Source organism: Pseudomonas sp. UBA6276 (assembly GCF_002438365.1).
GTDB classification, from domain to species: Bacteria; Pseudomonadota; Gammaproteobacteria; order Pseudomonadales; family Pseudomonadaceae; genus Aquipseudomonas; species Aquipseudomonas coleopterorum.
Window position 1 is genome coordinate 71,138 of sequence record NZ_DJUS01000134.1, and the last position, 25,434, is coordinate 96,571.

General features: G+C 64.0%; 20 protein-coding genes. 8 read left to right on the forward strand and 12 right to left on the reverse strand.

All coding sequences use genetic code 11. From position 1 onward, the window contains the following. Positions 1 to 15: 15 nt before the first annotated feature. From B2V21_RS16325 to B2V21_RS16345, 5 genes are all read right to left on the reverse strand, one after another. Entirely contained in the window at positions 16 to 3,162 is a 3,147-nt protein-coding gene (locus B2V21_RS16325) for a non-ribosomal peptide synthetase (RefSeq protein ID WP_286917403.1), read from the reverse strand. 2 nt (positions 3,163 to 3,164) lie between these two features. Beyond that, positions 3,165 to 7,649 (reverse strand): condensation domain-containing protein, encoded by a 4,485-nt coding sequence (locus tag B2V21_RS16330; protein ID WP_286917404.1) that lies wholly within the window; start codon positions 7,647 to 7,649, stop codon positions 3,165 to 3,167. Between the two features lie 47 nt (positions 7,650 to 7,696). Then, the gene (locus tag B2V21_RS16335; protein ID WP_286917405.1) at positions 7,697 to 8,677 is read right to left on the reverse strand and encodes a TauD/TfdA family dioxygenase; all 981 of its coding nucleotides are present in this window, start codon (positions 8,675 to 8,677) and stop codon (positions 7,697 to 7,699) included. 28 nt (positions 8,678 to 8,705) lie between these two features. Next, positions 8,706 to 9,467, reverse strand: coding sequence for a thioesterase II family protein (locus B2V21_RS16340; RefSeq protein WP_286917406.1), 762 nt, complete (start codon positions 9,465 to 9,467; stop codon positions 8,706 to 8,708). A gap of 192 nt (positions 9,468 to 9,659) precedes the next feature. Then, positions 9,660 to 11,303, reverse strand: coding sequence for a cyclic peptide export ABC transporter (locus tag B2V21_RS16345; protein WP_286917407.1), 1,644 nt, complete (start codon positions 11,301 to 11,303; stop codon positions 9,660 to 9,662). 202 nt (positions 11,304 to 11,505) lie between these two features. Here B2V21_RS16345 and B2V21_RS16350 point away from each other — a divergent pair, with 202 nt between their 5' ends. From B2V21_RS16350 to B2V21_RS16365, 4 genes are all read left to right on the forward strand, one after another. Next, positions 11,506 to 12,441 carry an ABC transporter substrate-binding protein gene (locus tag B2V21_RS16350; RefSeq protein WP_286917408.1) on the forward strand — a complete coding sequence of 312 codons (936 nt, stop codon included), beginning with the start codon at positions 11,506 to 11,508 and terminating at the stop codon, positions 12,439 to 12,441. Continuing rightward, the gene (fhuB, locus tag B2V21_RS16355) at positions 12,434 to 14,422 is read left to right on the forward strand and encodes a Fe(3+)-hydroxamate ABC transporter permease FhuB (protein ID WP_286917409.1); all 1,989 of its coding nucleotides are present in this window, start codon (positions 12,434 to 12,436) and stop codon (positions 14,420 to 14,422) included. Before B2V21_RS16350 ends, fhuB begins: the two co-directional genes overlap by 8 nt. 167 nt (positions 14,423 to 14,589) lie before the next feature. Next, positions 14,590 to 15,609 carry a GNAT family N-acetyltransferase gene (locus B2V21_RS16360; protein ID WP_286917410.1) on the forward strand — a complete coding sequence of 340 codons (1,020 nt, stop codon included), beginning with the start codon at positions 14,590 to 14,592 and terminating at the stop codon, positions 15,607 to 15,609. 99 nt (positions 15,610 to 15,708) lie between these two features. Beyond that, positions 15,709 to 17,880: a TonB-dependent siderophore receptor gene (locus B2V21_RS16365; RefSeq protein WP_286917411.1), complete on the forward strand. Its 2,172-nt coding sequence runs from the start codon at positions 15,709 to 15,711 to the stop codon at positions 17,878 to 17,880. 177 nt (positions 17,881 to 18,057) lie between these two features. On the opposite strand, the gene B2V21_RS16370 is transcribed toward B2V21_RS16365, so the two are convergent. Further along, positions 18,058 to 18,261 carry an MbtH family protein gene (locus B2V21_RS16370; protein WP_049859981.1) on the reverse strand — a complete coding sequence of 68 codons (204 nt, stop codon included), beginning with the start codon at positions 18,259 to 18,261 and terminating at the stop codon, positions 18,058 to 18,060. A 238-nt stretch (positions 18,262 to 18,499) separates the two neighbouring features. Between B2V21_RS16370 and B2V21_RS16375 the strand changes: the two genes are divergently transcribed. Further along, positions 18,500 to 19,045 carry an RNA polymerase factor sigma-70 gene (locus tag B2V21_RS16375; protein WP_082484358.1) on the forward strand — a complete coding sequence of 182 codons (546 nt, stop codon included), beginning with the start codon at positions 18,500 to 18,502 and terminating at the stop codon, positions 19,043 to 19,045. Between the two features lie 139 nt (positions 19,046 to 19,184). On the opposite strand, the gene B2V21_RS16380 is transcribed toward B2V21_RS16375, so the two are convergent. From B2V21_RS16380 to B2V21_RS16395, 4 genes are all read right to left on the reverse strand, one after another. Then, the gene (locus B2V21_RS16380) at positions 19,185 to 19,466 is read right to left on the reverse strand and encodes a type II toxin-antitoxin system Phd/YefM family antitoxin (protein WP_286917412.1); all 282 of its coding nucleotides are present in this window, start codon (positions 19,464 to 19,466) and stop codon (positions 19,185 to 19,187) included. Between the two features lie 63 nt (positions 19,467 to 19,529). Next, positions 19,530 to 19,712, reverse strand: coding sequence for a hypothetical protein (locus B2V21_RS16385; protein ID WP_192000507.1), 183 nt, complete (start codon positions 19,710 to 19,712; stop codon positions 19,530 to 19,532). A gap of 207 nt (positions 19,713 to 19,919) precedes the next feature. Continuing rightward, positions 19,920 to 20,201 carry a hypothetical protein gene (locus B2V21_RS16390; protein WP_049859978.1) on the reverse strand — a complete coding sequence of 94 codons (282 nt, stop codon included), beginning with the start codon at positions 20,199 to 20,201 and terminating at the stop codon, positions 19,920 to 19,922. Next, entirely contained in the window at positions 20,201 to 20,422 is a 222-nt protein-coding gene (locus B2V21_RS16395) for a CopG family transcriptional regulator (RefSeq protein ID WP_049859977.1), read from the reverse strand. Before B2V21_RS16395 ends, B2V21_RS16390 begins: the two co-directional genes overlap by 1 nt. 532 nt (positions 20,423 to 20,954) lie before the next feature. On the opposite strand from B2V21_RS16395, the gene dusA reads away from it, so the two are divergent. Both dusA and tal read left to right on the forward strand, forming a co-directional pair. Continuing rightward, the gene (gene dusA / locus B2V21_RS16400; protein WP_286917413.1) at positions 20,955 to 21,965 is read left to right on the forward strand and encodes a tRNA dihydrouridine(20/20a) synthase DusA; all 1,011 of its coding nucleotides are present in this window, start codon (positions 20,955 to 20,957) and stop codon (positions 21,963 to 21,965) included. A 180-nt stretch (positions 21,966 to 22,145) separates the two neighbouring features. After that, positions 22,146 to 23,075 (forward strand): transaldolase, encoded by a 930-nt coding sequence (gene tal / locus B2V21_RS16405; protein ID WP_049859975.1) that lies wholly within the window; start codon positions 22,146 to 22,148, stop codon positions 23,073 to 23,075. Between the two features lie 75 nt (positions 23,076 to 23,150). Here tal and rssC read toward each other — a convergent pair whose 3' ends face one another. Both rssC and rssB read right to left on the reverse strand, forming a co-directional pair. Then, positions 23,151 to 23,633: an anti-sigma factor antagonist RssC gene (gene rssC, locus B2V21_RS16410; RefSeq protein ID WP_043190372.1), complete on the reverse strand. Its 483-nt coding sequence runs from the start codon at positions 23,631 to 23,633 to the stop codon at positions 23,151 to 23,153. Then, entirely contained in the window at positions 23,630 to 24,814 is a 1,185-nt protein-coding gene (gene rssB / locus B2V21_RS16415) for a two-component system response regulator RssB (RefSeq protein ID WP_049859974.1), read from the reverse strand. Before rssB ends, rssC begins: the two co-directional genes overlap by 4 nt. A 287-nt stretch (positions 24,815 to 25,101) precedes the next feature. Here rssB and B2V21_RS16420 point away from each other — a divergent pair, with 287 nt between their 5' ends. Further along, the gene (locus B2V21_RS16420; RefSeq protein WP_082223604.1) at positions 25,102 to 25,404 is read left to right on the forward strand and encodes a PilZ domain-containing protein; all 303 of its coding nucleotides are present in this window, start codon (positions 25,102 to 25,104) and stop codon (positions 25,402 to 25,404) included. Positions 25,405 to 25,434 lie beyond the last annotated feature (30 nt).

Consider the following 25,434-nt stretch of genomic DNA (forward strand, 5'->3'; position numbering starts at 1 on the left):
GGGGCCGGCCCGGTGTCAGTGGGCGGCCAACCCTTTGGCGGCCAGGGCCTGGGCGCGCAGGTTGGCGCGCTCTTCGTCGCTCAGGCTGTCCAGCTCTCGGCGCAGACGGGCGATCTTCTCGAGGCGCGCCGGATCGGCGAGTTCACCAAGGGCGGCGGCCAGGCGGGCGGCATCGGGGTGGTCGAACACCAGGCCCGGTGGCACCTCGAGCTTGAACAGGGTGCGCAGGCGCGCGACCAGCTTGATCACCAGCAGCGAGTGGCCGCCGGCCTCGAAGAAATCGTCGTCCACACCCAGCGTCGCAGGTGCACAGCCCAGCAGGTCGGCCATGGCATCGCGCAGGCAGGCTTGCAACGCGTTCTGCGGCGCCCGCGCCGGCGTCCGACGCAGCGGCTGGCCGGGATCGGGCAAGGCATGACGATCGATCTTGCCGTTGGCCAGACGCGGCAGGCTGGGCACCGCGAGCAGACGCGTCGGGCACAGCGCCTCGGGCAGGCGCTCGGCCAGTGCCGCCAGTAGCGGCTGCAGGGCGTCATCGGCCTGGCCCTGGGCAAGCACGACGTAGGCGATCAGGCTGGCCATGCCTTCACTGGGTGCCCACAGTCGCGCAACGGCTTGCTCGACGCCGGGCAGGGTCAACAGCGCCGCCTCGATTTCGCCGAGCTCGATGCGCTGGCCGCGCAACTTGACCTGATCATCCCGGCGTCCCACCAGTTGCAGGCCACCTTCGGCGCGGTAGCGACCCAGATCCCCGGAGCGATACAGGCGCTGACCTGGGCGGAAGGGATCGTCGATGAAACGGTCGTCATCGACCTGGTCCAGATAGCCACGGCACAACTGCGCACCACCGATGTACAGCTCGCCCAGGGCACCGGTGGGCACCAGGCGCAGGCGCTCGTCGAGCAGATAGACCCGGTTGCCCGCGAGCACGCGACTCAGCGGGACCCGCTCATCGTGGTCCGGCACGTCCGCGCGCACCGGGTGGAAGAGCACACCGACGGTGGTTTCGGTTGGACCATAGTGGTTGAACAGGCGCAACGACGGCGCTTGCTCGTGCAGTTGATCGACCAGCCTGCGCGGCGTGGCTTCACCGCCGAAAATCAGCGTGCCGGGCAGAGGTGCCAAGCCGTTGTCCAGCAGCGCGGCGAAGTGCGACGGCACGAACTTCGCCACATCCGGACGCTCTCGGGCCAAAAAGCGGCCGAAAGCGGCACCCTCGGCAAGATCCGCCTCAGTGGCGATGACCAGCTCGGCGCCCACCTGCATTGCACCGAACAGCAAGGTATGGCCAAGGTCGACGCTTAACGGGCTGGTCAGCGCCAGACGCATGCCAGGCGCCAGGCCCAACGCTTCACTGGCCGCCTGGGCATAGTTGCGCAGCGCACCGTGTTCGACGAGCACACCCTTCGGCGCCCCGGTCGAGCCGGAAGTGAACAGCAGATACGCAAGGTGCTGATCGGTGAGCTGCGGCGGCTGAAACGGCAGCGGTTCTTTACTGCCCGCCTGCACCAGGCTGGCGCTCGGCCACGGTCCTTGAGCGCTGCTCGACCCAGGATCACACAGCACCAGCGCCGGCGCTGCACGGTTCAGCAGGTCGCGGCGGCGCTCGGCGGGCCAGCTGGGTTCCAGCGGCAGGTAGTACGCGCCGACGCTGAGGACGGCGAAAATATGCAGCACGGCTTGCAGCGAGCGCTCGCTTTCGATGGCCACGCACTGGCCGACGCCGACCCCCTGCCCCTGCAACCAGCCGGCCCGGTGAGTCACGGCCTGGTGCAGCGCGGCGTAATCGAGGGACTGTTGGCCATCACTGAGGGCGATGGCCCGCGGGGTCTGCCGTGCATGCCGAGCGAGCCGCTGGGGCAGCCACTCGCCCGCCGCTGCCGTCTCGTTGGGGGCCAGGGCCAACAGGCGTTGGCGCTCAGTCGTGCCCACCGGATCGAGATCGGCCAGGGCCACGGCGCCATCGACCGGCAGGGTGTGCAGCAAGGTGCGCAGTTGTTCCAGCAGCCCCTCCAGGCTGGCGACGCTGTACGCAGCCCCGCTGGCCTCGATGGCCAGGTGCAGGGTGCCGCCCCAGACGCGTGCGCGCAGCAGCAGTTCGAACGCCGGACGGCTCGGGTACGCCAGCACCTGCTCGGGCGCAAGGCGCGCGTGCTCGAAGACGAACCCGGCCCGCAGTGGCGCGGTGCTCGTGGGTGACTGGATCGGGCAGTATTCCTGCCAGCCGAGATGATCGGCCAGACGACCTTCGGCCTGTTGCGACCATTGGGCGAAGAGCACAGCAGGGTCGAGTTCGACGCGCAGCGGCAGAACTTTTTCGAAAACCCCCAGGGTGTCTTCAAAGTGATCGTAGTCGCTGCGGCAATCGTGCAGCCAGCCACCGACGAACGCCTGCTGCCCGCTCAAACGTCCCAACAGCACCCACCACAGCCCTTGCAGAACGAAGTCCAGCGGTTGCCCCAAGGCCTCCGCCACGGCCTGGGCGGCGCCCAGGGTCGACAGGTGTACGGCAAGCTGCGCGTCCAGGCGTGATGCCTGCAGTGTCGCCGAGCTCCCACGCACACCCAGGTGCAGCGCAGTGCCGCGAGCAGGGTCGACCTCGGCATGCTGCCAATAGGCCCGACCCTGGGCGGCGTCTTCGTCGGCGGCCATGTCCTGGCGCCACTGCACATACTGCTCATAGTCCACATCGCTGGAGACCGGCGTGCGGCCCTCCACCCCCGCCAGCACATCGGCGGCCAGCCGCTCCAGGCTGGGCGGATCGAGGGCCAGCGCAGCCGCCACGAATTCCACCTCGCAACGGTCCTGGGACAGGGCTCGCCAGCTGACCGCCAGCACCTCCCCTTCCTCCAGCGTCAATGCGGGCGCGGTGGCGTCCAGTTCCACCCAACGCACCGCATCGCCCTGGTTGGGACAGGTCTGGCGCCAGCCGAGGAAGCCGGGCACCTGCAGCCAGCGCGTTCCGAGAACGGGCTGACCAGCCGCATAGCGTTGCAACGCGGCTGCAAAGGTGGCTGACCCCTTCGAGGCGTTCACGGCGATGCGCAAGCGATGGCTGCCCGCGTCAGGGCGTGACGGATCGCGGCCCAGCAGGCACGCCTGCTGTTCGGGGCTCAGGGCAAAGGTGTGCAGCGCGCTTGAATCAAGGCTCAGGTCGGTCATTGCTAATATCCTTGAACAGAGAGGCCGGCCATCTGGCCCGAGCGCTCGTCGGTGTCTGCGGCAGCGCCATCGAACACGCTGCGGTCGGTCATCTCGCCCATGGCCACGACGATTCGCCGCGGACCTTCGAAGGGGTCGCGGGCGTGAGCCACGAGCATGTTGTCGAGCATCGCCACGTCGCCGCGCTGCCACTGGAAACGCACCGCGCAGGCTTCGTAGAGCTGGCCCAGTTGCTCCATGATCCCGTCGTCGATGGGCGTGCCGTCGCCGAAGTACACCTGGCGGGGCATGTGCTCGGCGCCGACGATGCCCAACAGGTCACGGCGCACGTCGGCTTGCAGGCAGTAGTCGTGGTGCAACTGGACCTGGTTGAAGAACGACTTCTCCCCGGTGAACGGATGGCGGATCACCGCCGGGCACGGCGTACGGGTCTGCAGGCCGCCGTTGGCCAGCCACTCGAACGCCACGTCCTGCTCGCGGCAGGCGGCCTCAACCACGGCGCGGTCGTCGGTCTTGTAGAAGTCGCGCCAATCCACATCGAAACCGGGGGTAAAGGTGCGCACGTACAGCAGGCCCTTGCGCTCGAAGGTCTCGGCCAGCTCAGTCGGCAAGGCGCGGTACATGGCGCGGCAGTCGACGATGGGGGTCGCGCCGCCCACGGGCGATGGCAGCTCGCAGAAGAACCACTGCTTGCGCGGCCAGCGGCGCAGGTGGGCGCTTTCGTTGTGAAAGAGGATCATCTGCCGCTCGGGGTAAGGCGTGGAGCGGTAGGTGTTGCGCCCGCCCTCCTTCTTCGGCAAGTCGCCGTAGGCGCCATACAGACCCGGCTGGATGGCCTCGGCGAACGCCTCGAAGTCCTGGGCGGTGTGCAACCCGAAGCCTCGAAACAGCAAACCGGCATGACGGCGCAGGTGGGTTTCGATGAACTCCCGATGCTGACTGGCCCAGGCACAGGGATCGAGATCGGTGCTGACCGGCTCGATCACCAGCGGGAATTCGCTGTCGGCCGTCAGCGGTGTGCAGCGTACCGCCGGCGTGGCCGCAGACGGCGTGGCCTGGCGGGTGAACGACTTGAGCTTGTCGCGCTTGGCTTCCAACCGCGAGCGACCGCTGGCCGGCGCGACGGGCGCAGGCTGCAAGGCACCCAAGGACAGCCCAGACAGGGGCTGCTCAGGTGCGTCGAGAACCTGCTCGAGCAGGTCGATCCAGGCCGCGACCCAGGCGCGCACCCGCGCCTTGTCCAGGATCGCCGTGGCGAACACCCACTCCCCGTTCAGCCCTTGGGCATTGGGGGTGAGGAACAGGGCCATGTCGAACTTCGAGGTCTGCGCCGGCGCGGCCAGCAGTTGCGCGCTCAACCCCGGCACGGCGAACTGGCCATTGGGCATGCTGTGCAGCACGAACAGCGCCTGTACCAGCGGGTTACGCTGACGCTCGCGAGGTACGCCGCTGGCCTCCACGATCTGTTCGAAGGGCAGATCTGCCTGTTCGAAGACCGCCAGGGAATCCTCCCTGACCTGAGCCAGCCACTGACTGAACGGCTGCTGCGCATCGACCCGAGCGCGCAATGGGACGATGTTGACGAAAAAGCCAATGAGCTTTTCGAGCTCCGCCCTGGGCCGACCGGCGATGTCGGTGCCGTAGACCAGATCGTTTTGCCCCGTGACGCGATGCAGCAACCAGTCGAAGGCAGCACGCAGGACCATGAACAGGCTGGCACCGTGGGCCTGGCCGAGTGCTTCGGCACGGGCCACCTGCTCGGCGCTCAGTTGGAAGGTCACGCTGGCGCCGTCGCTCTGCGGCGTCGTCGGACGCGGACGGTCGGTGGGCAAGGCCAGGTGCTGTGGGGCACGACTCAAGTACCCCGACCAGAAATCCCATTCCCGCTGGCGCTCGACGCTGCCTTCCTTGGCGTTCTGCCATGCCGCGTAATCGCTGTAGTGCAGGGTCAGCGGCGGCAACGCCGCTTCGCCACCGGTCAAGCGCGCCTGATACAAGACGCCCAGCGCCTGGACCAGTACGCCGAACGACCAGCCATCGCCGATCAGGTGATGCAGGCTCAGCAGCAGCCGGTGCTCTCGATCGTTCAGGCGCACAAGGGTGACGCGCAGCAACGGCGCCTGCTGCAGATCGAAGGGTTGGCCGGCGGCTTCGGCTTCGGCCATGGCCAGGGCAGTGCTCTGTTCCGCATCGCGCAGCCCGCTCAGGTCGAGCAGCGGCAAGGCCAATTCGAGGTGGTCGGCGTAGTGCACGCGGGCCACCCCGTCGGGCCCTGGCACGAAGGCGCTGCGCAGGCTGGCCTGATGCTGCAGCAGATCATTCAAGGCACCGTGCAGGGCGTCGGGTTGCAGCTCACCGCACAGCCGCAGTTGCGCGACCATGTTGTACGCCGCACGCCCCTGCTCGCCGCCCAACTGCTGGGCCAGCCATAAGCTGCGCTGCACTGGCGACATGGCATGGGGACCGCGGATATCCAGGCGTTCCAGTGGCACCCCAGCCGCCAGGCGCGGCGCAGCGTCCACCATGGCTGCGACCTGGGCAAGGGGCTTGGCGGCAAACAGCGCACCGAGCGGCAGCTCGACGCTGAACTCACGGCGCACCCGCGCGACCACCTGCACCGCCGCCAGGGAATGACCGCCCTTGGCGAGGAAGACATCGTCACGGCTGATCTCGCCCGCTTCGAGCACCTCGGACCAGATGGCGGCCAGACGCTGCTCGGTCTGACCCTGGGGCGCATCTCCCGAGCCGCTTGCGCAGGTGTCCGTCAACGGGCGGTGGTAGACGTGATAGGCACCCAGCTCGCCGGTTTCCAGGCGCTGACGGCACGCCGAGCGTTGCAGCTTGCCGCTGGTGGTCTTGGGCAAGGCCGCCGGCTCCAGCAAGGCGATGACGCTGGCCGGTTCCTGCTGGGTGTCGCTGACCACGCGGTCGATGGCCTCGATCAACGTCTGCGGGTCGAATTTCTTCTGCGTGCTGCGACCGATCTCGGCCGCGATACCGATGCACTCGCGGCCGTCGACCTGCACCGGGAAGGCCGCGACGCGACCTTTGCGCACCGCGTCGACGCCCTGCTCCACGGCTTTCTCGATGTCCTGCGGGTAGCGGTTCTGGCCGCGAATGATGATCACGTCCTTGGCCCGAGAGGTGATGAATAGGCCACCGTTGTAGAGAAACGCCAGGTCGCCGGTGCGCAGCCAGCGTCCGTCCGGCCGATCGAGGAAGGTCTTCGCCGTGGCCTCGGGGTTGCGCCAGTAACCGCGAGCGACGCTGGGGCCGCGCACCCAGATTTCACCGACGGTATGGTCTGCGACGGGCTCCAGCGTATGCGGATCCATCAGGCGCACCTGGTCGTCGAACAGCAAGCCCCCACTGCTGACCACTTCGATGCCAGCGGCGTCGGGCACCACTCGACCCTGGGCCAGTTCTTCGTGGTCCACGTGCAGCGTGTAGTAAGGGCCACCGCGAATGTTGCTGGTGACCATCAGGGTCGCTTCGGCCAATCCGTAACAGGGATGCAGCGTCGTCGCGGCCAGACCGGCCGCGGAGAAGCGCTCGACGAAATCGGCCAGGGTATCGGCACGTACCGGCTCGGAGCCGCAGAACGCCACACGCCACCGGCTCAGGTCCAGCTCGGCGAGGAGGCTGTCGCGCACGCTTTCGGTACACAGGCGGAAAGCGAAATCCGGGCCGCCGCTCAGGGTGCCGCCATAACGGTGGATCGCTTCCAGCCAGCGTGCCGGGCGCGCAAGAAAGTGTTGGGTGGTCAGCAACACCAGCGGCACGCCGGCGTAGATCGGCTGCAGCATGCCGCCGATCAGGCCCATGTCGTGGTACAGCGGCAGCCAGCTGACGAACACGTCGCCCGGGCGGCTGCCGAAACCCATCTGCAGCAGGCGCTGATTGTCCAGCAGGTTGGCGTGGGTGACTTCGACGCCCTTGGGTTCGGAGGTGGATCCGGAGGTGTACTGGAGCATGGCGATGGCCTCGCCCAATACCTCGCGCGGCTGCCAGCTTCGCGTCGGTTGCGCCTCCAGGTCCTGGACGCTGGCGACCACCGGCGCGCTTGCCAGGGTCAGGCCATCGCGCAACGCCAGCGATGCATCCAGTGCTGCCTGCTCACACAGGATCAGCGAAGGCTCGGCATCCATGGCCATGCCTTGCAGGCGTTCGGTGTGGAACTGCCGATTGCGTTCCGGTGGATAGGCGGGCACGGCGATCAGCTCGGCATACAGGCAGGCGAAAAACGCCACGATGTAGTCCGGACCGTTGGTCATCAGCAGCAGCACTCGGTCGCCCTTCACCGTGTGCTGGCCCAGGCAGGCGGCCAGGTGGCGGACCCGGGCATCGAGTTGAGCGTAGGTATAGAGTTCGGTGGTTTCGCTGCCGTCGCCGAGAAAGCGCAGCGCCAGTTGCTCGCCCTGGTGTTCGGCGCGCTGGGCCAGCATCTCGATGAGGGATCGGGGTTGAGGCTGGTGTGGGATGGCCATGGGGCGTCCTCCTGCAATCGCAAAAAATCGGGAAATCCGGGGGTGGCTCAACACACGTCGGCACCGTGGGGCTCGGCCATGGCCACCACCACTTTGCGCGGCCCCTGAAACGGCGCTCGGCCATGGGCGGTGAGCATGTTGTCGAGCATCAGCACGTCGTCGTCCTGCCAGGCGAACTCGACCTGCTCCTGCTGCATCACACCGCGGATGTCTTCGAGCAGGGTTTCCTCCAGCGCGCTGCCGTCGCCGTAGTAGACGTTACGCGGCAAGTCCTCTTCCTCGACCAGGTCGAGCAGGGTTTCACGCACTTCCTCGGGCAGGTTGGACACATGGAATAGGTGCGCCTGGTTGAACCACACCGCGTCACCGGTACGCGGATGAGTCGCCACGGCCTGACAGACCTGCCGAGTGCGCAGGCCGCCATCGTCCTTCCATTCCAGGCCGATGCCGTGGGCCTCGCAGTAGGCATGCACGACGCTGCGGTCCTGGGTGTTGAACACCTGTTCCCAGGACACGTCCAGGCCGTTGCCGTAGTTGCGGGTGTACATGAGCCCCTTGCTGGCGAAGCGCTGACGAATCCGTTCGCCCACTCGCCGATAGATGGCCCGGCTGTCACCGATCGGCGTCGCCCCGCCCACCGGCGAGGCCTGCTGGCAGAAGAACCAGATCTTCATCGGCCAGTCGCGGGTGTAGGCCTGCTCGTTATGCAGCGGGATGTGCTGATGCGGCGGGTATTCGGTGGAGGTGTAGATCCCGCTGGTCACGTTGCTGCGGGGCGTGGAGCCGAATTCGTAAGTGAGCAGATCGGACCCGAAACCCACGGCGAAGCGCCGAAAGCGTTCGGCGTTCTGCACCTCGAAACCACGCAGCAGCACACCGCCGGCCTTGAGCAGTTGTTCATCGATCAGCGCCTGCAGATCAGGCAGGCACGCGGCCAGATCGAGACCCGGCTCGCGCGCCTCGATCAGCAGGGGCAACGGGGTATCGGCGTGTCGCAGAGGCCGGACATCGAAGCGTGAATCAAGCATGGAAGACTCCGCATACAGAGGAGCGCGCTCAGGCATGACTCAGCCCGGCGCGCGCGAGGAAGGAAGAAGCAAGCGAGGGGCGATAGGCCTTGGCCAGGGTCACCAATCGGCGCAGAAAGTCGGCACGCTGGCGGTGCAGGAAGAAATGCCCGCCGGCGCACATTTCCATCCGGAACGGCCCTGTGCATTCCATTTCCCAGGCCGCCAGAGCGCCGACCGCGATGCTGTCGTCGCGCCCACCGAACACATGCAGCGCGCACGGCAGCGGCTCGCGGCAAGACGGCCGATGGCGCTCGCCCAGCAGGAAATCGGCGCGCAACACCGGCAACACCATGGCCAGCAACTCGGGGTCGTCGAGCACGGCCTGGGGCGTGCCATCCAGGCGCTGCAGCTCGGCGACCAGCTCGGCATCGCTCATGGGCTGCGCCTGCGGGTTGCCAGCCCGCTGGCTGGGCGCGGTGCTGGCAACGGTGATGAGGGCGCTGGGCGCTTCGAGGCCTCGAGCGACCAGGGCGTGGGCCACTTCCAGGGCAACCACCCCGCCAACGCTGTGGCCGAGCATCAGGTAAGGCCCATCGATCAAGGACGCCAGCTCGTCCGACAGGGTGGCGGCCAGGCTCGGCATGTCCACTTGCAACGGCTCGTCACTGCGATGGCCATGACCGGGCAGCTCGACGGGCTGCACGTCGATCCAGGCCGGCAAAACAGCACGCCATGCGGCGAACGGCATGGCGCTCGCCCCGGAACACGCGAAGCAGAACAGGCGGATGCAATCGGGTGGGACGGACACTGCGCGATCTCCTTAAAAGCAGTCGGCAAGCCGGAGTGGCCTTGCCTGGAACACTGCTGATAAGGACGAAACAAAACGGTGCAGAATTAAGCGTTATTGATAAAAATTATCATTTGCGGACGAACTGGACAGGGATCGCAACCTGTCCTGAGCAGCTGGGTCGAATTACGCCCCAGCTGCTTGAGAGGTTCGTCAGACCACCGGTTGCAACTGCGTCTGGGTCGACGCCTCGCGATGGACGATCTGGCCGCGCTCGAGCTTGATCAACTGATCGGCGAGATGGAAGTAACGGTCGTCGTGGGAGATGACCAGCAGCGTCTTGCCCTGGGCACGCAGCTCGGGCAGCAGCTCGCAGTAGAACACCTCGCGGAATGCCGGGTCCTGGTCCGCCGCCCACTCGTCGAACACGATGACGGGCCGGCCTTCCAGACAGGCAACGATCAGCGCCAGACGCTTGCGTTGCCCCTGGGACAGTTCACGGGTAGAGAACGAACCGTTGCTGACACTGACCTTGTGATCCAGATGCAACTTCGCCAGCCACTCGCCGGCTTGGGTATCCACGCTGGCATCCGGCGCTTCGAGCAAGGTGTCGAACAGGTGAAAGTCGGAGAAGACCGCCGAGAACAGCTGGCGATAGTCGTCCCACTCATCCTCGCCGACCGCTCGACCATCGACGCGTACCACGCCGCTTTCCGGGCGATACAGGCCGGCAATCAGCTTGGCCAGGGTGGTCTTGCCGCTGCCGTTGCCACCCACCAGAAAGGTGATTTCGCCGGGCTTGAGGGTCAGTTGCACCGGGCCGAGAGTGAACACTTCGTCCTCGCGCTCGCTGAAGTAACCATGGGTCAGGCCGTCGAGCGCCAGGGTCACGCCTTTGGGCGCCGGCGACGGCACGGGGGTCTGCCGCTGGGTTTCAGCCTTCAACTGCGCCAGGGTCGCTTCGATACGCGCACTGGCGACCCGCGCCTGACTCATCTGCGGCAGGTTCAGCAGCACGCCTTCCAGCGGCCCCATCATGTACAGAAACACCATCACGTAGCCGGTGATCACCGCCGCGTCGGAGGGAATCCATAGGCGCAGAAACAGCACCACACCGATCAGCACCAGGAACAGCAGACGTCCCCAGCCGCCAGTGATGGCAAACAGCATCAGGCCCTTGGCACGGTTGTGGCGCACCTGCTCGACGGCACTGACCAAGACCTCGTCGAGAAAGCGCTGCGCCTTGGAGCGGTTGAGCTTGAGCTCCTTGGCACCCGAGACCATGGCGTCGAAATGACCGAAGAGTTCGTCCTGGCTGGAGCCGGCCTTGCGAAAATACTGAAGCATGTGCGAATGGCACAGGTGATAACCCAGCGAACCGAGACCGATGGCCAGCACCGAGACCAGAAAGATCGCCCACGACAGATAGGCCAGGTACCCCAGGCAACCCAGCACCACCACGGCGCTGGTCACCAGCATGGGAAACCCGGTGAAGAAGTTCGACAAGGTGGTGGTGTCGTCGGCCAAGGCCGCCTGGATGCGCCCGCGCCCCGCCGTTTCCAACCCCCGCAGCGGCGCCGCGACCACATGCCGGGAGATGTGCAAGCGCAAGGTGGCCAGGCCCTGCTGGCTGAGGTGGGCGAACAGCGCCCGGGACAGCACCTGGCTGCCCATCACCAGGGCGATCACCAGCACGAAAGGCAGCGCGTAACCGGTGAGGTCTTGCAGCGATGCGTTCAGGGCCTGGTTGATCAGCGCCACCAGCAGCACGTTGGCCAGGCCGCAGACCAGGCTCGCGCCGATGGCCACGGCCAACCGCGTGCGCGAAGCGCGAACCAGCATACCGAACAATGACATGGGGTCTCCTTGAGAGTCGGCGGGCGCAGGCATCACGCCTGTCGCCGTCGATAGTTGGGGTTACACAGGTAAACGAAGCCGGCGGTTGATTCTTTACCGCGATAAAGTCCATATGCCTACAGGGTATTGGGAAGCAAACGCAGTTGCTATAGACTCCCATTCTCGCCAGGAGGCGATCGTTCTGCTTCGGAGTCAGCCTGCAATGTCCCTTACCCGCCGTCGAGCCCTGACCGGCCTGGCGCTGCTGCCAGCCGCACTGTGCGGTTCGTCTCTGGTCGGCGCTGCCGACGCTGTCGTGCCAACCGCCGTAACCCGAGCAGCGCCGAAAGTCGATATCGTCAGCTTCGAGCCCGCCCTCACCGAAAGCCTGCTGGGCCTGGGCGTTGTGCCCCGTGCCGTGGTCAACGCCGGTTTCTATCGCGAGTTCGTCGCCCAGCCCTCCCTGCCCGACGATGTCATCGACCTGGGCCCGAGTATCGAGCCCAACCTGGAATACCTGCAACGCCTGGCACCCGGCCTGATCATCGGCACGTCCTGGCAGCTCGAGGGTACCCTGCTGCAGCGCATCGCGCCGCTGCGCACCTTCGACATCTATGCGGCCAACGCCCAACCCTATCGCAATGCCGGGCAAGTGTTGCTCGACCTCGGCGCTCTGGTCGACCGTCGCGCCCAGGCGCAAGCCTTGCTGGAACAGACCGACCAGTTGCTCGAAAGCTTGCGTGCCAGGCTCACCCCGGTCAAGGACCGCCCGGTGTACATCGCACGCCTCAATCCGGATGGCCGTCACCTGCTGCTGTTCGGCGCCAAGGGCATGTACCAGGCCGTGCTCGATCGCCTGGGCCTGCGCAACGCCTACCAAGGGCGTACCAACGCCTGGGGCGGCAGCCCGGCGGTGGGCATCGAGACGCTGCTGGAACACCCGGATGCCGCATTCCTCTACTACACCAACCCCCGCGAAGCGGTCGCGGCGCAGCGCCGCCTGGACAACAGCCCCATCTGGCGCGCCCTGCCGATGATCCGCGAGGGCCGCATTCGGGCGCTGCCACGCTTCTACCCCAGCGGCGGCCTGCTGACCGCGCAACGCCTGGCCCTGTCGATCACCGAGCAGTTGCTCGCCATGGAAGCCAACCATGCTTGATTCCCCTTCACGCCTGCGTCGCCAGCCCGCCTGGCTGGCCCTTGGACTGCTGCTGATCGCGTTGGCCTTGAGCGTGCAGCAGGCCAGTTCACTGCTTGCACACGGGTCATGGGATCACGTATTCGGCTCGGCGATACCCGACGACTTCTCAGCCCTGCTGGTTCGCTACAGCTACCTGCCGCGTCTGGTCGTCAGCCTCGTGGTCGGCGCCGCGTTGGCGCTGGCCGGGGTGATCTTCCAGCAAGTGCTGCGCAATCCGATCGCCGAACCGACCACACTCGGGGTTGCCTCAGGTGCCCACCTGGCCCTGGCCGCCTGTGCGATCTATGCACCGAGCTTGCTCGACGGCGGCCAGGAAGGCGTCGCCCTCATCGGTGCCGGGCTGGGCATGCTGGCGGTGCTGGGCCTGGCCTGGAGCCGGCGCATGTCACCGGTGGCGCTGATCCTGTCCGGGCTGATCATCAACCTGTACTGCGCGACGTTGAGCACCTTGCTGGTCTTGGCCAACCATGAGGTCTTGAACAACCTGTTCATCTGGCAATCAGGCTCGCTGAACCAGAACAGCTGGCAGGATGTGTATCACCTGGCGCCTCGTCTGGCGGCCGTGGCCGTGCTCGCCGCCCTGCTCGCTCGGCCGTTGGAAGTTCTTGGCCTTAACGACGCCACGGCCGGTAGCCTCGGCCTGTCGCCTGGGCGCATGCGCCTGCTGGCCCTGAGCGTGGCCGTGGCCTTGAGCGCCAGCACCATCGCCAGCGTCGGCGTGATCGGCTTCCTTGGCCTGGCCGGCCCGGCCCTGGCCCGACTGGCCGGCGCCCGCACATTGCGCCAGCGTCTGATCTGGGCACCGGTGTTCGGCGCCTTGCTGCTGGTGCTCGCCGACCAGTTGGTCCAGGCCTCGGCGCGCGTGCTGGGTGCCGAAATGCCCACGGGCATCTTCACCGCCTTTCTCGGCGCGCCGCTGCTGCTGGTGCTGCTGAGCCGTCTGCATGAGACCCGCATCAATCCACCCGCCAACGCCGGCAACGTTCGCCCCCTTCCCCTCAAGCGGACCCGTTGGGTACTGCTTGCGGTGCTGGTGGTGTCCGTCTACGTCGCTCTGACCTGGGGGCGCGGAGCGGACAGCTGGTATTTCAGCAGCGGCGCGACCTTCGATGCGCTGCTGCCCTGGCGCGCGCCCAGGGTGGCCGCCGCGTTCGCCGCTGGCGTGCTGCTGGCCCTGGCCGGCACCCTGATGCAACGCATGACCGGCAACCCGATGGCCAGCCCGGAAATGCTCGGTGTCAGTTCCGGTGCGGCGTTGGGCGGCATTCTGGTGCTGGTCATCGTCCCCGGCTTCAATCCCTGGGTGCTCCTGGCCGCGGCCATCGCCGGCGCCCTGATCGCGTTGCTGGCCATCGTCGCGCTGAGCTGGCGCAGCGCCTTCGCGCCAGACCGCATGCTGCTCACCGGCGTCGCACTGAGCACCCTGCTCAATGCGTTCGCCGCCTTGTTCATGGTCAGCGGCGATTCCCGGGTGCTGCTCATGCTCAGTTGGATGACCGGCTCGACCTATCGCATCGACGCCGGCCAGGCGCTGGTCGTCAGTGCCCTGGCGGTGCTGTTCCTGCTGGTCACGCCGCTGTGCAACCGCTGGCTGGCGATCATGCCCCTGGGCGCCGAGCGCACGCGGGCACTGGGGATATCCCTGGGCGGCAGCCGCCTGGCCCTGCTGTTGCTGACCGCCGTGATGACCGCAGCCGCCACGCTGGCCGTCGGCCCCTTGAGTTTCGTCGGCCTGATCGCGCCCCACATCGCACGGATGCTCGGCGCACGCCGGCCGATCACGCAATTGCTGCTCTCGGCCATGCTCGGCGGCACGCTGCTGGTGCTGGCCGACTGGCTGGGCCGCAACCTGGTGTTCCCGTGGCAGATCCCGGCGGGGATCTTCGCAACCTTCATCGGCGGGCCGTATTTCATGTGGCTCCTAGTGCGCAAACGCTGAACGGAATCAGCAAGGAAGCATGTATAGATGGGAATCAACCTTAAATAATTACGATTCCCATTCGTTACACTTCTACCTAAGCTATGCCCTGGAACCACCCGACCGGTCAGTACCCGGCAGGTTCCTGCGCGCTGGCACACGCGAGAAGCCACTCACGGAGAAGCACCATGACCACGCCGAACTTCACCCTGCCCCTGGCCGACGGCCGCCACGTGATCGCCCAGGTGGCGGACGATGGCAACGGCAGTCTGGCAATCGAAGGGATCGAACCGGTGCACTTTTTCCGCCAGGACGGCCATGTGCGGCTGGAGAACCTGCCCGTGGCGTTCCCGGTCAGCGGCCTGCTCGCGCTGCTCGGTCAGGTCTTCTGCAATTCGTCACGCGTCCCTGGGCTGGAAGTCAGCGCCCCGCTGGCCCTCGACCGCGCGCGCGACGCGGTGCGCGAAGGGGTGTTCGATACCCTTCTGGGCCACGACGGCCGCACCGCACGCCTGGCCTGCGCCCGCAGCAGCTTCTGGCAACACCCGCTGCCCTGGCTCACCACTCCATCGGCCGCCGGCATGCCGCTGCGCTACACGTTCAGCGGCGACAAGCGTCACCCACAGCGACCACCGATCCCGCATGGCGAGGTCTACCGCCGCGAACTGCCGGGTTTGAAGACCACATTCACCCTGCGCACCGTCGACATCGGTCTGGACCTGGAACGCTTCAATCGCTGGATGAACCTGGAGCAGGTCGCGTTCTTCTGGGAGCAGACCGGCAGTCCCGAAGAACACGCCGAATACCTGCAACAAATGCTCGATGACCCACGGGTGCTGCCGCTGATCGGCAGCTACGACGGCGAGCCGTTCGCCTACTTCGAGATCTACTGGTGCAAGGAAGATCGCATCGCCCCCTATTACGACGCCCAGGACCACGACCGTGGCTGGCACGTGGTGGTCGGCGAGAGCAAGCACCAGAGCGCGGGCAAGCTCAAGGGCTGGTTCCGCTCGCTCATGCACTACATGTTCATCGACGAGCCGCGCACCCAGCGCATTCTCGGCGAACCGCGGATCGACCATACCCGGCAGATCGGCTTCCTCGAATCCCAGGGCTACGGCAGGCTCAAGACCATCACCCTGCCGCACAAGCAAGCCGCCCTGTTGCGCCTGGAGCGCGAGACGTTCTTCGACGAGTACTGCCCGTAACCGCCGCCAATGGGACGCCCGCTGCTTGATGGGGATCATGCAGCGGGCGACATGATTTCAACTCACCAGAAAAACAACACTTCATACTCAGGAGCCGCCATGCCCGCAAAAAAAGTCTTCGTCTACCATCCGCTGACACTGGCGCTGTTGCTCGGTGGCTTGCCACTGAGTACAGCCTACTCCGCCGACAGCGCCAGCACTGCCGCCTCGAGCGGCACCCTGGAGCTGCAGGAAACCAACATCGACGCCAAGGTCCTCGAGAACCCGACCGGGCAGATCCAGGGTCCCGTGGCCACGCGCAGCACCAGCGCGAGCAAGACCGATTCGGCGATCAAGGACATTCCGCAGTCGATTTCGGTCGTCACCCGCGACGAGATGGACAACCGCAAGACCGACACCCTGGCCGAGGCCCTGAGCTACACACCAGGCGTGATCGCCCAGCCTGGCGGGTTCAGCCGGGTCGCCGACGACTTCGTGATCCGCGGCTTCAACGTCGGCTCGGGCACGGGCGGCATTTTGCGCGATGGTATGAAACTGCAAGGCAGCGTGTATGACGGCGGCATCGAGCCCTATGGCCTGGAGCGCGTGGAAGTGGTCAAGGGCGCCTCTTCGGTGCTGTACGGACAACTCTCGCCGGGCGGTCTGATCAACACCATCACCAAACGCCCGACCGACACGCCGCTGCATGAGGTCAACGTCGAGTACGGCAGCCATGCACGCAAACAGTACAGCTTCGACCTGGGCGGCCCGATCGACGACGCCGGGCAGTTCTCCTATCGCCTCACCGGCCTGTGGCGCGACAGCGACACCCAGACCACCGACGCCGACGACGACCGCCGTTACATCGCCCCCGCCTTCACCTGGCGCCCGAACGACAGCACCTCGCTGACCCTCCTGGCCAACTACCAGGAAACCCGCACCGGCTTCGCACCGCCGCTGGATTTCGACCTGACCACCTCGTCCGGCACCCGCTACCCCAAGGTCGACCGCGACCTGTTCACCGGCGAGCGCGGCTTCGACCACTACAACAACTATTCGACCAGCATCGGCTACCTGTTCGAACACGACTTCACTCCCGACCTGAAAATCCGCCACTCCCTCCGCCACTTCGAGGCGGACCTGAGCTGGGACTACATGCAGGTCGCCGATACCGGCAGCGCCGCCCTGCGCAACCGGGGCCAGCTGGCGCGCCGACCCAGCATCCGCCGCGAACGCTCCGAAGGCTGGACCAGCGACAACAACGTGCAATGGACCCTCAACAGCGGCCGCTGGCAGCACACCCTGCTGGCGGGCGTGGACTACTACCACAAGACCTACGACTCCCATCGCTTCGCCGGCGCCAACTCCATATTCAACCCGGCCAACCCGGTGTATGGCGTGCCAACCAACGCCACATCCGCCAACACCGGCTCGGACCTGCACAGCGCCCAGGCCGGCGTCTACCTGCAAGACCAGATCAAGTTCGACGACAGGTGGATTCTGCTATTGGGCGGTCGCCAGGACTGGGCCGAAAGCCGCACCTACAACTTCGCCAGCGGCGCCCGCACACCACGCGATGACAAGAAAGCCACCGGCCGTGTCGGCCTCGTCTACCAGGGGGACAACGGCCTGGCCCCGTACATCAGCTGGAGCCAGTCGTTCCTGCCGGCGAACGTCTTCAACGCCAACGCCAACACCTCGTTCGATCCGACCGAGGGCGAGCAGTACGAGATCGGCGTGCGCTACACCCCGCCCGGTACCACGGCCCTGCTGAGCGCTGCGGTCTACGACCTCAAGCAGAAGAACTCGCTGAGCACCGACCTCACCGGCAATACCGTGCAGTTCGGCGAAACCCGCGCGCGGGGCGTGGAGCTTGAGGCCAAAGCGGACATCACCCCGAACCTCAGCGCCACCGCCTCGTACACCTACACCGATGCGAAGATCACCGACGATGCCGTGTCCACCCGCGTGGGCACGCGCATCGACGGCGTGCCTTATCACATGGCCAACCTGTGGGCCGACTACCGCTTGACCGCCCTGGGCCTGCCTCAGGTCGTGGTCGGCGGCGGCGCCCGCTACATGGGCACTAGCCGCACGTCCAGCTCGGACGCCAACGAAAAGGTCTCCGCCTACACCCTGTTCGACGCGAAAGTTACCTATGAAGTCGACAAGAACTGGACCGTGGCCATGAAGGCGCAAAACGTCGCCAACGAGAAGTACCTGTTCTGCAACGCCTCATGCCGCTACGGCGACGAGCGAGCGCTGATCGGGTCGGTCAACTACCGCTGGTAACGGCTGACCAGGTACACGGCGATCGGCCCCTCTGGCGAGTACCAGATCCATCTGGACCTCCAAAGGGCCGATTGTCGCCAAGACCCCGCCACACCTCGGCCACCTCACATGCTGGGGGTCCCCAAAATGACGACGGCGCGTGACCCTGCCACGCGCCGCGCGGTCACGCGTACTTCCTCAAGCCCCCATCGCTTCACGCAGGCTGGCCGGGCGCATGTCCGTCCAGTTGGCTTCGATCCAGGCCAGGCACTCGGCCTTGGACGCCGCTTCCCTCACCGTTGACCAACCCGCGGGCACGGCCTTGAAATCGGGCCAGATCGAGTACTGCTGCTCGTGATTCATCACTACCAGAAACATCGTGTCTTCGCGGTCGAACGCCATTGCCTTGCCTCCTGAAAATTACTCAACGTACCTGCGCGTAGCACAGGCCTACCCCTCAAAGACGTCCCACACCTACCCAAAATTAGCCTCCATTTGACGAGCGGGCTAATTCCTTCACGCAATCAAGAAAATCTATGAATAGAACAACTTCTCATTTGACAATGAGAATCAACAACTCTACTTTGAGCGCCGTCACATAAGGACATACTTTCTGTCACTGCCCGCCGCAGGTATCAACATGCAGGATTCACGTAGCACGGATAACTCACTCCACGACCTCCCCTCGCTGCTGCAGACACTCATTTCGCACCGCCAGGGCCTGATCAAAATCGCCGCGCAAATCACCGGATGCCGCAGCCACGCCGAAGATGTCGTCCAGGATGCCTATCTGCGAGTGCGCAGAATGAAAGCCGGCATGCTGCCCTTCAACGCCCAGCTCAATTACATCTTCCGCATCGTGCGCAACCTCGCCATCGACCACTACCGCAAGCAGGCCACCGAACAGCGCTACTTCGTCCAGGACGACCAGACCCTCGACACAGTCCCCCAGATGTCCAACCCGGAGTCGATCAACGTCGACCGCCAGACCCTGGGCAAGGTCGACCGCGCCCTGGCCCAACTGCCCAAGCGCGCCCGCTACGCCTTCCTGATGTACCGCGTGCACGGCAAACCACAGAAAGACATCGCCACCGAGCTGGGCGTCTCGCCTACGTTGGTCAATTTCATGATTCGCGACGCGTCTGTGCACTGCCGGAAGTTCGTGGGAGCCGGGGCGGGTTTCTAGGATTTGGAAGGTGTGATGGGCAGATCATGTTCGCGGCGTTCGAACATCATTCGCAGGGCGCTTCAGGATCGCTTGCTAGATCGGGCTCTATATCTGTCACCCACTGGAAACGAAGAACGCAAATGTGCGGCACAAATGCCTATTCGAACCGGGCGTCCATTTCTTCCAGGCTCAAGGTCACATCGCTGTCTATGCCAGGCAGGCGCTCGATGGCCAGGCGTTCAGAACGCAGATCTTCAAGCTCATCCTGCAGCGCTTGATAAGCGTCGACGCTCAGCAGCACGGCGGCTGGCTCGTGATCATCGATGATGACCAGATGCGAGACCGCGCCACTGGTGACGGCTTCCAGGTGCACGCTGAAACTCCCAGCCATCGCCGTAGTGGAGACCGCGTGCTGAACTCGGGTTGATGATGCACTCATGCGTCTTGCCCCTGTACCGATGATCCCGTTCCCTTTACCTGCAAAGTCAGTCGACAGACGTGTTCAGCTCGCCCGGCGCCTATTCATAAGCCCCGCAACAAGCAGAGCCACGCCAGGCACCAGCAGCCCTATGGACGTCCATCCAAAAGCCTCCTGACCTGAGGCGCCGATCGCTGCGAAGGCGCAGCCGACTGCGACCAGAGGGACGCTGGCGAAGTAGAACGGGTTGTTGGCTTTCTTGGCCATAGTGGATCCTCCTGATCTTTATCCGATTGAAAACTGTGTGCTTTGCGGTCATCCATGACATCAGAATGAAGGTGGCGCCGAACGACGTCGAGTTGGCGACACGTGGAAAGACATCTGTTACAGGGCCGCGCCTTACGTGTGTCTATGTCCTTCATCCAGGCCAATGGCTATCAAAAGCTCCGTGATTAACCCTCTTTCAGCATGTACTTACCGATTTGAGCTCGGAAAATAAAAACCAATCACTAGCGTTACCAAAGGCAGCGCGCCCACCTTTATCAGTTCAAATATCTCCGCCCACGCCTTATTGTCAGGATTGAACGCATATCCCCCCATTACCAACAAAGAGACCACAAATAAACCGCCGAGTATCTGCTGAGCGAATTTGAGCCTATCGCCCTCTCCAAGCTTAACTGGCTTTTTGCCGTGATCATCTGACGCGAAAACATCCTCGATATTCCGGTCTCCCGCGTGCATATGCTCTTGCGTCATCAAACACCCACCACCCGACCAACGGCTTCAAGCGTGTGGTCATCTTTCTCGCGGACGATACCCAACGAGAATTTGCCGGGCTTGCTCTTCTCCTCGTCGGCGATGGCCAATAGCGCGAACGCTCGGCGCATGGCGTCAGCCTTGCTGATGCCGCGACGTGCGGCGATTTCGGTAAGGCGATCGTCAATCTCGGTGCTTAGGTCTAATGTCATGCGAGGCATGGCGACTCTCCCGTTGTGTCATGAAGTACTGCAATAGTACTGCAAATTTAAGCATCCCTTCCATCAAAACGCTTCATCAGAGTCCGTTACCAGGCCGCTCATTCGCTACCGAATGTAAAACCCTCTCCAACATCACCCCCTTGATGCATAGTGTTTTCGCTCGGCGCACCATCCGGGACATGAGTCCGATTTCCACCCTCCTCCGCCGCCTAGAAGACCTGATCCGCCTCGGCGACCGTGCTCCGATCACTGACGTCAACCATCGTTTGAAAACTACTCACTAGCGCTCCCCTGCCTCATCCAAAAAACGCCCACCCAACCTGTTTTCGCCCGAACGACCGAGCGTCTTGGTAGACTTGCCTCCCATAACGTTTCGTACAGATCCGACCTGTGTAGCCACCCCCTCGTCCGCCCGTTTTCCCAAACGAATAATGGCCACGGCGAAAGCGATAAAGGTCATAGTCAAGGTGGTACAACTTACCGCCCGCCCCACGAAAACACCCGAAAACTGGTACAAAACGCGCAGAGTAAAATGGTACAGAATGTAGCTGAAACGCCCGCCACACCTCGCCTGGAGCCGTCTCGCCGCTTCAGCGTTGCCCCCATGATGGATTGGACCGACCGCCACTGTCGCTACTTCCTGCGCCTGCTCTCGCGTCACACCCTGCTCTACACCGAAATGGTCACCACCGGCGCCCTGCTCAATGGCGACCACGAGCGTTTCCTGCGCTACGACGAGGTCGAGCATCCGATTGCGCTGCAGTTGGGCGGCAGCACGCCTGCCGACTTGGCGGCGTGTGCACGCATGGCGCAGGCGCACGGGTACGACGAGGTCAATCTGAACGTGGGCTGCCCCAGTGATCGTGTGCAGAACAACATGATCGGGGCCTGCCTGATGGCGCATCCGGCGCTGGTGGCCGAGTGCGTCAAGGCCATGCGCGATGCGGTGTCGATTCCGGTCACGGTCAAGCACCGCATCGGGATCAATGGCCGCGACAGTTATGAAGCGTTGTGCGATTTCGTCGGGCAGGTGCGGGAGGCCGGCTGTCGCAGTTTCACCGTGCACGCGCGCATCGCTATCCTCGAAGGGCTGTCGCCCAAGGAAAACCGCGACATTCCGCCGTTGCGCTATGACGTTGCCGAGCGCCTCAAGGCTGATTTTCCCGACCTAGAAGTGATCCTCAATGGCGGCATCAAGACCCTGGAAGACTGCACCGAGCACTTGCAGACATTCGACGGGGTGATGCTGGGGCGCGAGGCCTACCACAACCCTTACCTGTTGGCGCAGGTCGACCAGCAGTTGTTCGGCAGCGACGCCCCGGTGATCAGTCGTTTCGATGCGTTGCGGCAGATGCGTCCGTACATCGCCGCACATATCGCTTCGGGCGGTGCCATGCACCACGTCACGCGGCACATGCTGGGCCTGGGCACCGGGTTTCCCGGCGCACGCAAATTCCGTCAGCTGCTGTCGGTGGACATCCACAAGACCGATGATCCGCTGGCGCTGCTCGATCAGGCCGGGGCGCTGCTCGAAGGCCGTTGATCGCTGGGCGGTGCGCCAGAACCTGGCGAGGAGCGCATACTTGATCCATTGAACCGTCACGCGGCAAGACACTCGAACGTAGGTCTACCACCGCCCTTTCCCCTGCTGCACCCCGTTGGCCCTTGAGCCAGACGCAGCGCTCGGGTAACGTCATCCATTCGCAAAGGACAGAGCACGCACATGACTTCCAAGCTGGAACAACTCAAGCAAATGACCACCGTCGTCGCCGACACAGGCGACTTCGATGCCATCTCCAAACTCAAGCCGGTCGACGCCACCACCAACCCGTCGCTGCTGCTCAAGGCAGCTTCTCTGGACGGTTACAAGGACCTGCTGCAAAAGACCATTAGCGACAGCAACGGTGACGTCGGCCTGGCCTCGGACACCTTCGCGGTCGCCGTGGGCACCGGCATTCTCAAAGCCATCCCGGGCCGTATTTCCACCGAAGTGGACGCACGCCTGTCCTTTGACGAACAGGCTCTGCTGGCCAAGGCCAGCCAGATCATCGACCTGTACGAAAAGGCCGGCGTGGGCCGCGAGCGCGTCCTGATCAAACTGGCCTCCACCTGGGAAGGCATCCGTGCCGCCGAGAAGCTGGAAAAAGCCGGCATCCAGTGCAACCTGACGCTACTGTTCTCCTTCGCTCAGGCACAGGCCTGTGCCGATGCCGGCGTGTTTCTGATTTCGCCGTTCGTGGGTCGCATCTACGACTGGTACAAGAAGTCCACCGGCCAGGAATACACCGGTGCCGAAGATCCAGGCGTGCAGTCGGTAACCCGCATCTACAACTACTACAAGGCCAACGGCTACGACACCGTGGTCATGGGCGCCAGCTTCCGCAACATCAACCAAATCGAACAACTGGCCGGTTGCGATCGCCTGACCATCAGCCCGGAGCTGCTGCACAAGCTGGCGGAAGATGAAGGCACGCTGGAGCGCAAGCTCAAGCCTGGCAATGCCAGCGAGCCGAAGCAGATCCTGACCGAGGCTCAGTTCCGCTGGGCGTCGAACGAAGATGCAATGGCCACCGAAAAACTGGCCGAAGGCATTCGTCAGTTTGCGCGTGACCAGGAGAAGCTGGAAACCCTGCTCACTGCAAAAGTGTCCTGATTCAGCACGGCGACACATAAAAAAAGGCGACCGCAAGGTCGCCTTTTTTATGGCCGGAAGAGCTGTCTGGAAGTCTCAGCTGCGCTCGAGGGCGTTGACCAGGTCATGGAAGGCTTCGCGGTTGGACTCGTTCAGACCCATGAGAATCTTGTGCGCCTCTAGCACCTTGGATCTTACGACATCTTCGGAAAGGTCCTGCGAGGGCAGATCGGTAAGGCAGTCGGGACACGGGATCGGACGGCCGACGATGTTGAATACCTGATCGAATCCCATGGACTGCAACAGGCGCGTGATGTCCTCGTGGGTCGTCACCACGGTCGGCAGCAATCCAACTTTTTGTCGAGACATGATCGACAGCTTGGCCAGCAAGCCCAAAGTAGTGCTGTCGATGCTGCGGGTTTCGGTCAGGTCGATAACGATGGCGGAAAAATCCAGAGCCGTGAAGATCCGCTCGATCGTCGCATCCAGCGCCGAGCAAAGCGTCAGGCGCACCTCTCCCACGAATTTCAACACGAACGTGCCGCTTTGTTCCGCAAACTGGATTCTACCAGTACTCATGCAAGGTTCCTGCTCAGCACCATCAGGGCGATATCATCCGGCATCTCCCCAAGTGTGGCCAGTCCAAACGTTTGCCGCAAGCCATCCAGGCTGCCGCCCGCTGCGCTGACGATCTCAGGCAATGCAGCTTCTTTTTCCTTCAGCGTCTCACCCGGCAGCAGGTCCAGTATCCCATCGGAAAACAGGGTAAGGCTGAACTGCTCCGGCAACGCCATGACGTGATCGGTGTAGGTAGCTTCGTTGAACAGGCCGACCGGTAGACCACGCCCTTCCAGATAACGCGTCCGTTCAGGGGTGTACAACACGGGAAGCGGCAGATGCCCGCCTATGCTGTAGGTCAGCAACCCGGTGTGCTCGTCGATCACGCCGCCGACCATGGTGACATGCTTGCCCAGGCGGGTGTTGATCAGACCACGATTGATATGGCCCAACACGTCCGATGGTTTGAACTCGGGCATCGAACCACCGCGCCGTGATTCGAACATGAGGCGCGTGGTCATGAATTTCAACAGCACCGTGACGAATGCCGATGAAGCGCCATGGCCCGAGACATCGGCCAGATAGAACGCCACGCGATGCTCGTCGACCCTGAAGTAATCGACAAAATCCCCCGACAGGTACAACGACGGGATGATCTGGTGCTCGAAACTGAACCCGTCGGTGCTCCAGGGGTTCTGCGGCAGCATGTTCATCTGCACCTGGCGGCCGGCGGTCTGGTCCTCCTGCAACAGGTGCAGGCTGGCCTCCAGTTCACGGTTGGCCGTTTCCAGCTTCTCGCGATAGCGCCGGTTCTCCAGCAACAACCGGGAGCGATCCAGTGCGCGCCGAACCGAATGCTCCAGAACGGCCAGGTCTTCCAGGGGTTTGATCAGGTAGTCCGCAGCGCCCAGACGCAGTGCTTCGACGGCGTCGTTCATCACACCGGCACCGGACAACACAATGACGGGGATATCAGGCGACAGCTCGGTCACCTGGCGAATCAGGTCCAGGCCACCGACCTGCGGCATGCGCAGGTCGCAGATGACCAGATCGGGCTGCTGTTGCTCGAATACCTGAAGGCCCTGCAGGCCATTGTTCGCCTGCAGCACGCTGAAGCTGCTGTCTTCGAGGTAGGCCGCAAGGCTTGCGCGCACCACATCGTCGTCATCGATGATCAGCAGCGTTGCACTGGTTTTCTGCATGTGGGCAAACGGCGCCAGAAATTGGTTGTCGTAAGTAGGTCAGCAAAGTAAAACCTGGCGAAGACAGCAATGGATCGCCTACCTTTACTTCTAGCCTCTCGCAGAGGCGAATACAAGCGCTGGGTGCCCTGCGCATGCGGATGCAGAGGTGCCTTGTAAGGCGCAGACGGTACTCCCATCCGGCAAGCGTTTCAAGGGTGTTGCGACACGAGCCAGAGCGGCTCGCCCGGCAAATTACCCTTGGTTATAAAAACGTCAATAATAGCAACCAGATCGAAGGACAAGCCATGAGCGTCAATGATCGTGACTACAGTGAGAAACGTGATTTCATCCGCATGACCGTGGATGCCCAGGTCGACCTTCGGGTTGGCGACGTTGTAGTTCCCGCCGTATGCAAGGATCTTTCGAGCACCGGTATGCAGCTGGAAGCCCGCACCCAGTTGCGGGTCGGGGATCAGGTCAGCGTCCATCTGCCCTCGAATCACCCTACCCTCACCGACCTCAATGTTCAGGCAGAAGTGATACGCGTGGAAGATTCGGGGCACGAAGGCGCGCAGACCATAGGCCTGCATACGCTCAGCATGGAGTGAATGCAGGGCATGAAAAAGGCGACCCTCGGG

Bases quoted from the DNA above. Each gene is read 5' to 3' on its own strand.
- B2V21_RS16380 (WP_286917412.1), bottom strand. From the start codon at position 19,466: ATGAGTGCATCATCAACCCGAGTTCAGCACGCGGTCTCCACTACGGCG.
- B2V21_RS16420 (WP_082223604.1), top strand. From the start codon at position 25,102: ATGAGCGTCAATGATCGTGACTACAGTGAGAAACGTGATTTCATCCGC.
- B2V21_RS16375 (WP_082484358.1), top strand. From the start codon at position 18,500: ATGCAGGATTCACGTAGCACGGATAACTCACTCCACGACCTCCCCTCG.
- rssC (WP_043190372.1), bottom strand. From the start codon at position 23,633: ATGAGTACTGGTAGAATCCAGTTTGCGGAACAAAGCGGCACGTTCGTG.
- fhuB (WP_286917409.1), top strand. From the start codon at position 12,434: ATGCTTGATTCCCCTTCACGCCTGCGTCGCCAGCCCGCCTGGCTGGCC.
- B2V21_RS16385 (WP_192000507.1), bottom strand. From the start codon at position 19,712: ATGGCCAAGAAAGCCAACAACCCGTTCTACTTCGCCAGCGTCCCTCTG.
- B2V21_RS16395 (WP_049859977.1), bottom strand. From the start codon at position 20,422: ATGCCTCGCATGACATTAGACCTAAGCACCGAGATTGACGATCGCCTT.
- B2V21_RS16330 (WP_286917404.1), bottom strand. From the start codon at position 7,649: ATGGCCATCCCACACCAGCCTCAACCCCGATCCCTCATCGAGATGCTG.
- dusA (WP_286917413.1), top strand. From the start codon at position 20,955: ATGGTACAGAATGTAGCTGAAACGCCCGCCACACCTCGCCTGGAGCCG.
- B2V21_RS16390 (WP_049859978.1), bottom strand. From the start codon at position 20,201: ATGACGCAAGAGCATATGCACGCGGGAGACCGGAATATCGAGGATGTT.
- B2V21_RS16345 (WP_286917407.1), bottom strand. From the start codon at position 11,303: ATGTCATTGTTCGGTATGCTGGTTCGCGCTTCGCGCACGCGGTTGGCC.
- B2V21_RS16360 (WP_286917410.1), top strand. From the start codon at position 14,590: ATGACCACGCCGAACTTCACCCTGCCCCTGGCCGACGGCCGCCACGTG.
- B2V21_RS16370 (WP_049859981.1), bottom strand. From the start codon at position 18,261: ATGGCGTTCGACCGCGAAGACACGATGTTTCTGGTAGTGATGAATCAC.
- tal (WP_049859975.1), top strand. From the start codon at position 22,146: ATGACTTCCAAGCTGGAACAACTCAAGCAAATGACCACCGTCGTCGCC.
- B2V21_RS16335 (WP_286917405.1), bottom strand. From the start codon at position 8,677: ATGCTTGATTCACGCTTCGATGTCCGGCCTCTGCGACACGCCGATACC.
- B2V21_RS16325 (WP_286917403.1), bottom strand. From the start codon at position 3,162: ATGACCGACCTGAGCCTTGATTCAAGCGCGCTGCACACCTTTGCCCTG.
- B2V21_RS16350 (WP_286917408.1), top strand. From the start codon at position 11,506: ATGTCCCTTACCCGCCGTCGAGCCCTGACCGGCCTGGCGCTGCTGCCA.
- rssB (WP_049859974.1), bottom strand. From the start codon at position 24,814: ATGCAGAAAACCAGTGCAACGCTGCTGATCATCGATGACGACGATGTG.
- B2V21_RS16365 (WP_286917411.1), top strand. From the start codon at position 15,709: ATGCCCGCAAAAAAAGTCTTCGTCTACCATCCGCTGACACTGGCGCTG.